At 40.2% G+C, this 13,517-nt stretch carries 11 protein-coding genes; 6 read left to right on the forward strand and 5 right to left on the reverse strand.

The window, feature by feature from the left end; translation table 11 throughout:
- Positions 1-749 precede the first annotated feature (749 nt).
- Positions 750-941, forward strand: coding sequence for a protein DsrB (dsrB, locus tag FD729_RS02630; RefSeq protein ID WP_159931732.1), 192 nt, complete (start codon positions 750-752; stop codon positions 939-941).
- A gap of 436 nt (positions 942-1,377) precedes the next feature.
- On the opposite strand, the gene argS is transcribed toward dsrB, so the two are convergent.
- The 3 genes from argS to cmoA form a co-directional block, all read right to left on the reverse strand.
- A complete protein-coding gene (gene argS / locus FD729_RS02635) occupies positions 1,378-3,111 on the reverse strand; it encodes an arginine--tRNA ligase (protein ID WP_159931733.1) in 1,734 nt (577 codons plus the stop codon).
- Positions 3,112-3,904: 793 nt separating this feature from the next.
- Positions 3,905-4,873, reverse strand: coding sequence for a tRNA 5-methoxyuridine(34)/uridine 5-oxyacetic acid(34) synthase CmoB (gene cmoB, locus FD729_RS02640; protein ID WP_159931734.1), 969 nt, complete (start codon positions 4,871-4,873; stop codon positions 3,905-3,907).
- On the reverse strand, positions 4,870-5,598 hold the full coding sequence (cmoA, locus tag FD729_RS02645) for a carboxy-S-adenosyl-L-methionine synthase CmoA (RefSeq protein ID WP_159931735.1): 729 nt from the start codon (positions 5,596-5,598) through the stop codon (positions 4,870-4,872). The genes cmoB and cmoA overlap by 4 nt, the downstream gene beginning before the upstream one ends.
- Before the next feature lie 915 nt (positions 5,599-6,513).
- Here cmoA and aspS point away from each other — a divergent pair.
- From aspS to ruvB, 5 genes are all read left to right on the forward strand, one after another.
- Positions 6,514-8,271: an aspartate--tRNA ligase gene (aspS, locus tag FD729_RS02650; protein WP_159931736.1), complete on the forward strand. Its 1,758-nt coding sequence runs from the start codon at positions 6,514-6,516 to the stop codon at positions 8,269-8,271.
- A gap of 632 nt (positions 8,272-8,903) precedes the next feature.
- Entirely contained in the window at positions 8,904-9,647 is a 744-nt protein-coding gene (locus FD729_RS02655) for a YebC/PmpR family DNA-binding transcriptional regulator (RefSeq protein WP_159931737.1), read from the forward strand.
- A 37-nt stretch (positions 9,648-9,684) separates the two neighbouring features.
- On the forward strand, positions 9,685-10,200 hold the full coding sequence (ruvC, locus tag FD729_RS02660; protein ID WP_159931738.1) for a crossover junction endodeoxyribonuclease RuvC: 516 nt from the start codon (positions 9,685-9,687) through the stop codon (positions 10,198-10,200).
- Positions 10,201-10,301: 101 nt separating this feature from the next.
- Complete coding sequence (gene ruvA / locus FD729_RS02665; RefSeq protein ID WP_159931739.1) at positions 10,302-10,907, forward strand: Holliday junction branch migration protein RuvA; 606 nt, start codon at positions 10,302-10,304, stop codon at positions 10,905-10,907.
- A gap of 8 nt (positions 10,908-10,915) precedes the next feature.
- Positions 10,916-11,923 (forward strand): Holliday junction branch migration DNA helicase RuvB, encoded by a 1,008-nt coding sequence (gene ruvB / locus FD729_RS02670; RefSeq protein ID WP_159931740.1) that lies wholly within the window; start codon positions 10,916-10,918, stop codon positions 11,921-11,923.
- On the opposite strand, the gene znuB is transcribed toward ruvB, so the two are convergent.
- Both znuB and znuC read right to left on the reverse strand, forming a co-directional pair.
- Positions 11,924-12,709, reverse strand: coding sequence for a zinc ABC transporter permease subunit ZnuB (gene znuB, locus FD729_RS02675; RefSeq protein WP_159931741.1), 786 nt, complete (start codon positions 12,707-12,709; stop codon positions 11,924-11,926).
- On the reverse strand, positions 12,706-13,461 hold the full coding sequence (gene znuC / locus FD729_RS02680) for a zinc ABC transporter ATP-binding protein ZnuC (protein ID WP_159931742.1): 756 nt from the start codon (positions 13,459-13,461) through the stop codon (positions 12,706-12,708). Before znuC ends, znuB begins: the two co-directional genes overlap by 4 nt.
- Positions 13,462-13,517: the final 56 nt, after the last annotated feature.

Raw genomic sequence — 13,517 nt, forward strand, 5'->3', positions numbered from 1 at the left:
CCACGGTTGTTTTATTTTAAGGGATATTACATAATTTATACAGTAGCGTAATCTTATCAAGAATATGTAATATAGCAGAAGCTTAAATAAGCTAGCATATTTTTATAGATGCTATCAAAATATTGAGCTTATAGTTCATTCTCAATTTCAATACTAAACTCTCAAGTATTATCTCTTACTCTAAGAAAAAGTCTCTCAGTTTCCTTAGCAGAAATGCCAAGGATAGTGTGAGATAATTTACGCTCACTTGCCTCGATCAGAAAGAAAATAAATATCAGGATTTACTTCTATTGCGAGTACAAATAGCCATAGGTTGCAGAAAATTTACTGAGTATAGATAACGGTAGGAATCAGAAAGGCTAAAAATATTAGATAAGAGAAATCTAAGTGGCAATGGCAATATCTTTGCGACTTTTAGGTGGACAATATTGTTAAAGTTAACATAATAAGAAAAAATCAATATTAATATGTTAGAAGTTGTGTTACGAATATCATATAATTTTTTTATAATTAAATTTACTGATTTATTTATTATGATTTACGAAGTAAAAAATAAGTAGACGTCACAGATTTTTTAATAAAACAATCATCTATTAGTATTTATATACACCCTATTTTATTAAATATTTTACTTAATGTGTATAGGTTGATATTTTCAATATTGTTTATACTTTTTTTAATTATTTAGCTTTACTAAAGTTCAACTTTTATTTAAAGTAATCAACTAAAAATTATCATAGGATGCATGTATGAAAATTAATGATCGTGTCACCATTAGAACCCGTAGTAGTCTAAAGCGTATTGGTATTATTCTCGCAATAGAGCACTTTAATGGAAGTATTATGTATCTAGTAGCACTAGAAGATTATCCATTAGGAATTTGGTTTTTTAACGAAAGTCACCATCCAGAAGGGATCTGGATTAACGCTTATACAAACTAAGCTAGATTTTTATATTAAATTAATTATAACAAAAAATAATTTCCTTAAATCTAACCTCTTAAGGTATACTGAAAGACCTCGTCCACACAACTTTTTTTGTTTGTGAAGTTTTCCATCACTATCTGATATAGTGATCACAAAGTAGTAATTACATCAATTTCGACATTTTGAATAAACTTCCCCTGAAGTTTTATATCTTACTTGGGGTCAGTCTATTGAGGGTATGCATGTTTAGAAAGCCGTACAGTTCTATTGTACTCAGAAAATATAGTGCTTGAAGGCTGAATAGATGATGGAAATTTTAGATCTTAGAATTGTTGCTTGTGCGCGGCAGGAGTGTCTGTAACTACTGAGTTACATTAAAAACAAGTCATTATATCTGTAATGTTGGTATAAGATTCAAAATAACCTTCTCTGCTACAGCAGGGAAGTATATTTACATATACTCAATAGTTTTAAGCCCGAGTATGTCCATACCCTGTTTTAGTGTTTTTGCCGTAAGCAATACTAGCTGAAGTCGACTCTGGCGCGTGGCTACGTCTTCCGCTCTAATAATTGGACAATGCTCGTAGAAGCTAGAAAAGAGACAAGCTAAATCATAGAGGTAAGAACACATAACATGTGGCGTACCAACACACGCTACTTGTGTAATAATCTCTTCAAATTGCAATAAACGTGTTGCTAGCTGGGCTTCATTCTCCTCGGTAATTGTCAGCGGTCCGTTAATATCGTCGATACCGTCACCCGCTTTTCGGAAAATTGAAAGCATGCGAGTGTAGGCATACTGTATATAAGGAGCAGTATTACCTTCAAATGATAGCATCTTATTCCAGTCAAAGATATAATCAGTGGTGCGGTTTTTCGATAGATCTGAATATTTCAGAGCACTAATGCCAATTACCTCCGCCAATTGCTGTAGTTCTGCTTCACTCATTTTCGGGTTCTTCTCGCGTACTAGAGTCAGTGCACGGTCGTGTGCTTCATCTAGCAGATCAGCGAGTTTGATAGTATCGCCACTGCGAGTTTTAAATGGATGGCCATCTTTACCGAGCATCATACCAAATGCATGATGCTCTAGTGGAACTGATTCCGGCACATAACCTGCTTTACGTACAATAGTCAACACCTGCTGAAAATGCTGATGCTGACGGGAATCAATATAGTAAAGCACGCGATTAGCGTGCAGCTTTTCATAACGATATTTAGCACAGGCAATATCAGTAGTTGTATAGAGGTAACCACCATTCTTTTTTTGAATGATAACTCCCATTGATCTGCCTTCCTTATTTTGAAACTCCTCAAGGAAAACAACAGTCGCCCCTTCATTGGTAACTGCTAAACCCTTAGCACGCAGGTCGGCTACGATGCCCGGTAGCATATCGTTATAAAAGCTTTCTCCCATTACATCCTTACGCGTTAGGGTGACGTTTAGACGATCATAAATTTGCTGATTTTGGTTAATAGTGATGTCAACCATTTTTTCCCACATAGTACGGCAATACTCGTCACCACTCTGCAATTTTACTACATAAGTGCGTGCGCGTTCGGCAAATTCTATATTTTGATCATATAAATATTTTGCTTTACGGTAGAAATTTTCAAGGACTGCCAGTGTAATCGTTTCATGGTATTCATCCTGTTGCTTTTCTAAATAAGCTATTAGCATACCGAATTGTGTACCCCAGTCACCGATGTGGTTGGCACGAATCACTTTGTGACCAAGAAACTCTAAAGCACGCACAGTAGCATCACCGATGATTGTGGAACGCAAATGACCAACATGCATCTCTTTTGCTACATTTGGCGCAGAATAGTCGACTACAATAGTTTGTGACTCGACAACAGTAACGCCCAGACGTGGTTGACTCAGCGCCCATTTCACCTGTGTAGCGAGCCAGTTACGATCTAAAAAAATATTAATAAAACCAGGACCTGCGATTTCTATTTTGCTGGCAATACCATCTAGTTCAAGATGTTGAATCACTTGTTCAGCTAGCTGTCGCGGTGCCTGCTGGCTTAGTTTTTTCGCGATGGTCATCATGCCGTTTACTTGGTAATCCCCAAATTGAAACTTATTAGACTGACGAATTTGAGGTGCACAGCCGGTCGGTATTCCAGCTAAAATCATTGCTTGGCTAATTTTTTCGGAAAGAAGAACCTGAATATTCACTATATTACCTTTTGTGATAAAAATCTCGGCTGTGGTACAGTATCAAGCTTTTATCGTCATCCTTTCTAATACGCCCGTAAGATACCGGAAAATGGAAGGAGAGACAGTATATTTGAAATCTTATGATACGTCAGCAGTAGCAGTTCTCGTATAGAAGTGAGAGGTACAAAAAAATGTACAAAATTTTCTTAAACAGAAAATGGCGGGAAATTTTAAAAGTGCTATTTTGAAAAAAGTGTCAAGGTGTCAACTTTTAGCATAATTCTTTAGTTTATTTTTTTAAGGTTTTTAGTAGTCTTGGGATGGTAGTATGTGTTAAAAACGCATCAATGATATTATGTATAAAAATTTTATAAAAAATCAACCTTCAGTAAGGATCGTAACGATTTTATATAAACGGATACTTAACTTATGAAGATGGGCATATCCTGGCTGTAGTTCTAGCATCTTATGTAGGTAAGGAGTGTTACCGAATTACCGCTACTTAATCTGGGTGATAACCCAGGACCTACTTCCCCCTGTTAGCAGGAGATATTGATTATCTCTTTTGTATATTTCTCCTTAACTCTATATAAACCTACACCGTTCATAAGTTTTCAATTGCTCTTAATATCCTGATTGCAAAGGAAACTACTTGCAAACTATTATATTCAGCATATTGGTTATTCTTGAGAGTACATTTGTTCTGTGATGTAGTGCAAGTAATCCAGTGATGTTAATATAATTAATGTACTAATAGATATATTTTTATCAGCTTCAAGGCCAAGCTAATATTCTCTATCACTATGATAGGTCAAGGTTTAGTGGCAACTAGTACGGCACGCAGCGGTGCCGGATGTCCCTCCACTGTTTTATACGGGTCTCGCGGATCGAGAAAGTCAGCTAATGATTTGCTAGTCATCCAGCTAGTACGACGCTGCTCCTTTATCGAAGTGAAGGTATAATCGACCATTTTAACATTGATAAAACCACACTTTTCGATCCAGTTTATCAGTGCCAATGCTGATGGAATAAAATAAACATTATGCATTTGTGCATAGCGTTCACCAGGCACCAGCACATCTCGCTCATCACCCTCAATTACTAGCGTTTCTAGTACCATTTCACCAGAGCTTACCAGCTGATTCTTAAGATGCAGAAGGTGATCAAGAGGTGAACGACGATGATAAAGCACTCCCATGGAAAAAATAGTGTCAAATGCTTGCAACGATGGCAGCTGTTCAACGCTGAGTGGCAGAAGATGTGCACGACGATCATCTCCCAGTAGCTTCCGTACTGCCTCAAATTGACAAATTGACAACTGCATAGGATCAATGCCGACTACTAGTCGTGCGCCTGCACCTACCATACGATGCATGTAATAGCCGCTGCCACATCCGACGTCTAGCACGGTACGACCCTCTAAGGAAGAGATGTGCGGTAATACGCGCTGCCACTTCCAGTCAGAACGCCATTCAGCGTTAATTTCAGTACCATAGAGCGAATAAGGGCCTTTACGCCATGGCATTAAACTACGCAGTAATTTCTCTATACCTTGACGCTGACGATCGCTGAGGTCATCGTGTTGCGCGCTTACACTGTGCAGTAAATCGAGATATTGTGGCTGCAATTGCGGCAGATGTTCAATCGATTTTTCCCAATTGGGAAACAGGCCATGTAGTGTCTTTTTCTGCCAAGCGGCAATCTGTGCTGGCAGAACTTCAAGCCATCTAATAAGCGGGCCGGTGGCAATCTGCTGATAAAATCGCCCAAACTCAATCATTTCAAAGCCAATAGTGACCCAAAGTTTAAATATTGGAACCAGAGTTCCACATGTGAGAAGAATGCCTGTTTTAGCCGTGCCTTATGGGTCTCTACGCTATCGATCAGCATTACATTCTTCAGCATACTGCGTTTTTGGCTAATTTCTAGCTCACTGTAGCCGTTGGAGCGTTTAAAATCATGGTGCATATTGAATAATAGCTCATTTACTTCCGCATCTTCAAAGCTGAATTTTTCAGATAATATTAAAGCACCGCCAGGGTTTAATCCTTGCCAAATTTTCTTTAATAGATTCAAGCGTGCTGGCCGTTCAAGAAATTGAAGTGTAAAGTTGAGAACTACTAGTGAGGCATTGTTAATATCTACATCTCGAATATCGGCTTCAATTATATTTACCGAAGTATATTCGTAGCAGGAATCGATATGGCGACGACAGCGCTCTACCATTGCGGGTGAGTTATCTACGGCGATGATGGTGCAGCCCGGAACCTGAATGTTACGACAAACGGATAGTGTGGCATCACCTAAAGAGCAGCCGAGATCATAAACTTGACTATCGGGCTCTACAAAACGCTCAGCTAGCATACCAATCATTGAAATAATGTTAGAATAACCAGGCACGGAGCGCTGCATCATGTCATGAAAAACTTCAGCGACGCGCTTATCGAAGGTCCAGTCACCTAGTTTATCGATAGGATCTAAAAATAGCATATCTCGATCAGACATAGTGAATCCAAAGAGCAAAAAAACAAATAAGGTACTATTTTGTTATATAGTACGGTATGAGCACTCCCTTAAGTCTACAGCCAGCTTATCAAGTTTAAATACTAAATTTAAAAGCAGACAAATAATATTAAACGCTAAAGTGCGATAGCATCAGTATTTTGATGTATCTGCAGTATGCTAATCAGTGCGAAAAGCATAATACTTCAGCATGAATTACTGGACTCATGCATAAAAGCAGGGCAGTCAAATATACCATTTAGATATTTGCTCCAGTAACAACATAATATCTCTATAACGTTGCAGTAAATGTGTATTGTTACGCTCATATAGCAAAATTACTATCTTTAAATGAAATAAAACGATATAGTACGATGTTAACTATGAAATTTGTCAATATATCCAGCACAACGTATTTACATAGTTATCGTAGAATAATCAGCTGGCTAAGTTCTCTAAAATAGCGATATTTATCGCAGTTAAGATGCTCAACTGCTCTATATTGTGTCAATTCACCTGTAACTTAGATTATAAACACTATATCAACTAAACACCTGGGGCCAGGAGCATCGAAGCTTTAAAAAAAGCATGCTGTTGCCTTCCACATGAAGAAAATATATAGTCCATCGGCTTCTCTTGATACCTCCTAAGTTTTTAGTACCAATGCTGCTACAGTGGAAGCTCCATACGACCGTTACTGCCTTTTTTTCTGTCAGTTTTGTTGTGTAGGCAATTTTTTGCATGCTGGATAGACAAAAGGCGACGAGATAGCAGTTTAGCGTGCTTATTGTTTATCCCGTTTGCCTCTTTTCATTATATTTGCCTCTTTTCATTATAAAAATTGTCTTTTTATAGACTTATTTTAAAAAGTGACACTTTGTAACAAGTAGCGGTGTCGTAGTTAAAAGGAAATATGGTATGCGTACAGAATATTGCGGACAGCTCAATCTATCTTATGTAGGTAGGAAAGTCACTCTTTGCGGCTGGGTCAACCGCCGTCGCGATCTAGGAATGCTCATTTTTATCGACATGCGGGACCGCGATGGCATCGTACAAGTCTTCTTTGATCCTATTAGCCAAGGGGTTTTCAAATTAGCCTCTGAATTGCGCAATGAATTTTGTATCCAGATTAGTGGCACTGTACGTGCGCGTACCGAAAAAAACAAAAACACTGAGATAGCAACAGGTACAGTGGAAGTCTTTGCTGAATCTTTGACAATAATTAACCGCGCTGAGCCTTTGCCGCTCGATTTCAACCAAAGTAATAGCGAAGAGGCGCGCCTCAAGTACCGTTATCTAGATTTACGCCGCCCCGAAATGGCGCAACGACTTAAGATACGTGCAAAAATATCTAGTTTTGTACGCTATTTTATGGAGAGAGAAGGTTTCCTTGACATTGAAACTCCGATGCTAACTAAGACAACACCGGAAGGAGCTCGTGACTACTTGGTGCCAAGTCGAGTACATAAAGGCAGATTTTATGCATTGCCGCAGTCACCTCAGTTGTTTAAACAGCTACTCATGATGTCCGGCTTTGACCGCTATTACCAGATAGTGAAGTGCTTCCGTGATGAAGATTTACGCGCAGACCGCCAACCGGAATTTACCCAGATCGATATCGAAACTTCATTCCTGACAACTCCACAGGTACGTGAAATCAATGAAAGAATGATTCGTGCTTTGTGGCTGAAAATAAAGAACGTTGATCTCGGTATATTCCCGCAGATCACTTTCGCCGACGCAATGCATCGTTACGGTTCTGACAAGCCAGATCTGCGTAATCCAATGGAGTTAATGGACGTTGACTATCTACTGAAAACAGTTAATTTTAAAGTATTTTCTGATGCTGCCAACGACGTCAAAGGTCGTATCGCTGTGCTGTGTGTTCCTGGAGGCTCACAACTGAGCCGTAAGAAGTTAGATGATTACGGTAAATTTGTTGAAATTTATGGCGCGAAAGGGTTAGCATGGATGAAAGTCAATGCGCGTGCCGAGGGCTTAAATGGCGTACAAAGCCCTGTTACTAAGTTTCTTAATGCAGAAATAGTGGAAGCAATTTTAAACCTTACTAATGCAGCGGACGGTGATCTGATCTTTTTTGGTGCCGATCGCACTAAAAAAATAGTAGACGAATCGCTTGGCGCACTGCGCTTAAAAGTAGGCCGAGATCTACAACTTACTAATAATAATGCCTGGGCGCCGCTGTGGGTAACGGACTTCCCTATGTTTGAAAAGGATAAAGAAGGTGGCCTAGTGGCAATGCACCATCCTTTTACTGCACCGAAAAACTTGTCAACGGAAAAGTTAGCAACCAATCCTCTAAGCGCGGTAGCGAACTCCTACGATATGGTAATTAACGGTTATGAAGTAGGAGGTGGTTCTGCGCGTATCCACCTCGGTGAAATGCAAAAGACGGTGTTCAACCTTTTGGGTATAGAAGAGCATGAACAGCGCGAAAAATATGGCTTCTTACTTGATGCGTTGAAATACGGTATGCCGCCGCACGCCGGATTAGCTTTCGGACTGGATCGTCTTACCATGCTATTAACTGGCACTGAAAATATACGCGATGTGATCGCCTTCCCAAAAACTACTGCTGCAGCCTGTCTGATGACTGAAGCGCCTAGTAAAGTTAATCAATTAGCTCTAGCGGATTTAGGAATTTCTATCGCTTGAAAGAAAGATAAGTTATTTAATGAAGTTATATGTGATATACATCTGGTATCTTTTATGTGCGTAATTTTCTAGTAGGATGTTGATGCTGTAGTAACATGCTAACGGCATGTATGTGGCATTTTTTGCTGTATAGTCTAGAAGAGAGGACATGGAAAAATTGTTTCAGGCAGTACAGCATGTAGTACTGGAGAAAATGGTCATAAAAATTGACAGTAAGTAAGATAGTGTTACAGCACATGGCTATGTGCGTTATAATTTTAATACATGACCGTGGATACTAAGTACTTACCGGTTACTGCTTCCGCTGAACGTTTGCTCATGCTTACTGAGTGTCTTGCTGAATATTAAATTCTACCATTACATAATCCTTAGTAATTACTAGAGGAAGAATATTTCTTTCATGAAAGATTTATCTACTTACACATTTTGTCGAGTATTTAGTGCGTCTTAACAAGGCATCAAGGCATCCATACGCACAAATTCCTAGTTAGAAATTATGGTGGTAGTGAAGTTATGCTGTTGCCAGCAAAAGTAAACAGAAAGTATTCTTACAATACTGTAAAGATGATAACGAGCTCTACTGAAAAATAATATAACTCGTATGACGTTAAAGATCGGAGAATATATTAACCATGGCCGGCCATAGTAAATGGGCTAATACCAAGCACCGTAAAGCAGCTCAGGACGCAAAGCGAGGTAAAATCTTTACTAAAATTATTCGTGAACTAGTCACTGTAACCAAGCTAGCAGGCAGCGATCCAAACTCTAACCCACGTCTACGCGCGGTGATTGATAAAGCCCTATCTCATAATATTACACGTGACACTATAAACCGCGCTATCGCGCGCGGTATAGGCAGTGAAGATGCTTCTAATATGGAAACTATTATCTATGAAGGTTTTGGTCCTGGTGGCTCTGCTGTGATAGTAGAGTGCCTAAGCGACAATCGTAACCGTACTGTACACGAAGTGCGTCACGCATTTGTTAAGAATGGTGGTAACCTTGGCACTGATGGGTCCGTTTCCTACCTATTCAGTAAGAAGGGCGTCATCTCTTTTGCGCCAGGCCATGATGAAAATAAAATAGTAGAAGTGGCATTGGAAGCAGGAGCAGAAGATGTTATAGGGTATGAAGATCATTCGATAGATGTCTTTACTGCTTGGGAAAAGTTGGGCACGGTGAATAATATTTTGGAAATATCTCACCTGAGAGCGGAGAATGCTCAGGTATTGATGATCCCATTCACTAAAATAGAGCTAGATAATAAGAATGCACTGCAGTTATTACGCCTGATTAGCATGCTGGAAGACTGCGATAATGTACAGGAAATCTACCATAATGGCAAGATACCTAATGAAGTCTCAGAAAAGCTGTAATGGTGTTTGCGTGTAAATTTAGCACCGGAGATTCGGCATGGCGATAATATTAGGAATCGATCCCGGCTCTCGCATGACAGGTTATGGTGTAATTCATCAGGCTGGTGACCAGCTTACTTATCTAGGTAGCGGCTGTATTCGCACGAATACCCCGAAATTATCAGCACGACTAAAATTAATTTACTCTGGTGTGAGTGAAATTATCACTCAATTCTCTCCAGACGACTTCGTTATTGAGCAGGTTTTTATGGCGAAGAATCCCAATGCAGTGCTAAAACTAGGTCAGGCACGCGGTGCAGCAATTGTTGCAGCAGTAAATTTGAATATGCCAGTATTTGAGTATGCTGCACGTAAAGTAAAGCAGATAGTTACTGGTACCGGCTGTGCAGAGAAAATTCAAGTACAGCATATGGTGAGTATATTGCTTAAGCTGTCTTCTAATCCACAAGTAGATGCCGCCGATGCGCTTGCAATCGCTATTACACACTGTCACGTTAGCAAGAAGACGGTACTTTTTGACAGCAAACTACTGCCTTTGGATTCTGCTTTATAACTGAGTTAGTAATTGAGCATTTCATTGCGCACGCTGGATATTTATGTAATTTTTTCTGTGTTATAAATTTTGTTGCACTGGTTAACTAAGGAAATGTGCAGGTGATAGGGCGTTTAAAAGGTAATATTCTGGAAAAACAGCCTCCTTTGGTGCTGATCGAAGCGCATGGTGTTGGTTATGAAGTACATATACCGATGACCTGTTTTTATGAACTACCTGAGCTTAACCATGAAGCGGTGCTTTTTACCCATTTTGTGGTACGTGAAGATGCCCAGTTGTTGTTCGGCTTCAATAACAAAGAGGAACGTGTGCTGTTTCGTGAGCTGATAAAAATCAACGGTGTCGGGCCTAAGCTCGCTCTAGCAATACTTTCAGGCATGTCAGCGCAGCAGTTCGTGAAGGCGGTGGAGAAAGAGGAAATTTCCACGCTCATTAAATTACCTAGTGTTGGTAAGAAAACTGCTGAGCTTCTAATTGTTGAGATGAAAGATCGGTTTAAAAAATTGCAAAGTGAACTATTCTCTGTAAAAAATTGCACCGTTTCTGTTCTAAAAAGCAATAGCGCCGAAGTGGAAGCAGTTGCGGCATTGGTATCATTAGGTTATAAAGAGCAGGAAGCGAAGCGCATGATCAGGAGGCTTGATAAGAAGAAGCCTCCTGTAGATTGCGAAACTTTAATTCGTGAGGCATTACGCACCGCTATTTGAGGTAAGTTATGATCGAAGCCGATCGTTTAGTTTCTGCCGTTACTTACAACGAAGAAGAGCGTTTTGACCGCGCGATGCGCCCTAAGCTGCTTTCTGAATATGTCGGTCAGCCGCACGTAAGTGAACAGATGGAGATTTTTATCAAGGCCGCAAAACTACGTGATGATGCACTGGATCATTTACTAATATTTGGTCCACCGGGGCTAGGTAAAACAACTCTGGCTAATATCATTGCAAATGAAATGAGTGTTAATTTACGTACGACCTCTGGTCCAGTGCTAGAAAAAGCTGGTGATTTGGTGGCGATGCTGACTAATCTTGAGCCGTACGATGTACTATTTATTGATGAGATACATCGTTTGGCGCCAGTAGTTGAAGAGGTACTGTATTCTGCTATGGAAGATTATCAGTTGAATATTATGATCGGAGAAGGTCCTGCAGCAAGATCAATCAAGCTTAGTTTGTCGCCGTTTACACTAATTGGAGCCACTACGCGTGCTGGTTCGCTGACAGCGCCTTTGCGTAATCGTTTCGGTATTGTGCAACGATTAGAATTTTATAATGTATCAGATTTACAACAGATTATCAAGCGTAGTGCCACCTGTCTTGGTCTGGTATTAAGCGAAGCAGGTGCGTTGGAAGTTGCACGGCGCTCGCGTGGTACGCCGCGTATCGCCAATCGATTGCTACGACGTGTGCGTGACTTCGCAGAAGTGCGTGCCAACGGTGAGTTAAGTGGTCCAGTAGCGGCAAGTGCTCTGGATATGCTTAACGTTGATAACGAAGGATTTGATCATATGGATCGTAAATTACTATTAGCTATAATCGACAAGTTCACCGGTGGACCGGTAGGGATAGATAATCTGGCTGTTTCTATTGGCGAAGGGCGTGAGACTATTGAAGATGTGATCGAGCCTTTTCTCATCCAGCAGGGATTTATTCAGCGCACGCCACGTGGCCGTACGGCCACGTGGCGTGCTTATCGCCACTTTGGGGTAGCACAGCAAAATAAATAACTATGTTTCTATTTTATACAACATACTACAAAGAAATAGAAATGAAGCGCAAAGTACTACTGAAGGACCAGCAGGTGTATCATAAAAAGCAGATACAATAAGACCACCAGATACAGAGATAATACCAGCAATTACCGCTAAGCTTGCCATTTGCTCAGGCGAACGCGAGAAACTACGCGCTGTCGCAGCCGGAATAATTAACAAGGAAGTAATAATCAAAGTACCCACAAATTTTATCGCCACACCAATCGTCAGTGCCGTCACTAACATTAAAATCAGTTTAGTACGCTGAATATTAACGCCGTCAACCTGCGCTAAGTCTGAATTGATAGTCATTGATAATAGCGGATGCCACTGCCACACTATTATCGTAAGTGCCACGATCACACCAGCACCCACTACCCATAAATCTTCAAGCGTCACTGCAAGGAGATCACCGAATAGATAAGCCATCAGATCTATGCGGATATTTGTCATTAGACTAACTACTACCAAACCTAATGCCAATGTATTATGCGCCATTATACCTAACAACGTATCAATTGCTAGATAAGGACGACGTTCAAGTAATACTAAGCACAAAGATAAACAAACAGTGACTATAATAATAGCGTACCAAGGGTTTATGTTCATTAATATGCCAAAGGAGACCCCTAATAGTGAAGCATGGGCCAAAGTATCGCCAAAATAAGACATTTTACGCCACACTACAAAAGAACCCAATGGACCAGCCACTAACGCTAACATTATCCCACACAGCCAACTTGGTAATAACAACTTGATCATAATGGGTCATGTCCTCCACGTAAAATAATACGTCCCTGTAAGTCGTGGCGATGATTATGATCATGACGGTAAATCGCCAACTGCTGTGCACCCTGTATGCCAAACATAGCAATAAATGCTGGATGCTGAGATACAACTTCTGGAGTGCCAGAACAACAAATATGGTGATTAAGACAAAGTACTTCATCAGTCTTTGCCATCACCAGATGCAGATCGTGGGAAACCATCAATACACCGCAGTTAAATTCATGACGTAGCTGATCAATTAGATCGTAAAGAGCCACTTGACCATTTACATCAACACCTTGTGTGGGCTCATCTAATACTAGAAGCTGTGGCTGATTAAGCAAAGCACGTGCCAACAACACGCGCTGCCTTTCACCACCTGATAATTTCTGTAAGGGTACTTTTAATAGGTGAGCTGCTTGTACTCGATTTAATGCTGGTAGTACATTGTTACGTTTAGCGCCCTTCGTAAGCAACATGAATCTTTCAATAGTAATAGGCAAAGTAGAATCAATATGTAACTTTTGCGGTACATAGCCGATACGAAGTTTGTTGATACGTTTTATGTTTCCAGCAGTCGGCTTTAGTAGCCCCAGTACTAAACGCACTAAAGTAGATTTACCTGCTCCATTCGGTCCAAGCAAGGTAAGAATACGTCCCGGCATTAATTTCAGGCTAATTCCTGAAAGGACAGGCCGTCGTGAAAAGTGCACAGAGATGTTTTCTAGTGTAACGAAAGATGACATATTATTGACAGGTTGCACAGAATTTCGAATGTTATAATATCCCATCTTTAGGTTAG

The organism is Pantoea sp. Nvir (assembly GCF_009829915.1).
Taxonomy (GTDB): domain Bacteria; phylum Pseudomonadota; class Gammaproteobacteria; order Enterobacterales; family Enterobacteriaceae; genus Pantoea.

Bases quoted from the DNA above. Each gene is read 5' to 3' on its own strand.
- cmoA (WP_159931735.1), bottom strand. From the start codon at position 5,598: ATGTCTGATCGAGATATGCTATTTTTAGATCCTATCGATAAACTAGGT.
- aspS (WP_159931736.1), top strand. From the start codon at position 6,514: ATGCGTACAGAATATTGCGGACAGCTCAATCTATCTTATGTAGGTAGG.
- cmoB (WP_159931734.1), bottom strand. From the start codon at position 4,873: ATGATTGAGTTTGGGCGATTTTATCAGCAGATTGCCACCGGCCCGCTT.
- ruvC (WP_159931738.1), top strand. From the start codon at position 9,685: ATGGCGATAATATTAGGAATCGATCCCGGCTCTCGCATGACAGGTTAT.
- dsrB (WP_159931732.1), top strand. From the start codon at position 750: ATGAAAATTAATGATCGTGTCACCATTAGAACCCGTAGTAGTCTAAAG.
- ruvB (WP_159931740.1), top strand. From the start codon at position 10,916: ATGATCGAAGCCGATCGTTTAGTTTCTGCCGTTACTTACAACGAAGAA.
- FD729_RS02655 (WP_159931737.1), top strand. From the start codon at position 8,904: ATGGCCGGCCATAGTAAATGGGCTAATACCAAGCACCGTAAAGCAGCT.
- znuC (WP_159931742.1), bottom strand. From the start codon at position 13,461: ATGTCATCTTTCGTTACACTAGAAAACATCTCTGTGCACTTTTCACGA.
- znuB (WP_159931741.1), bottom strand. From the start codon at position 12,709: ATGATCAAGTTGTTATTACCAAGTTGGCTGTGTGGGATAATGTTAGCG.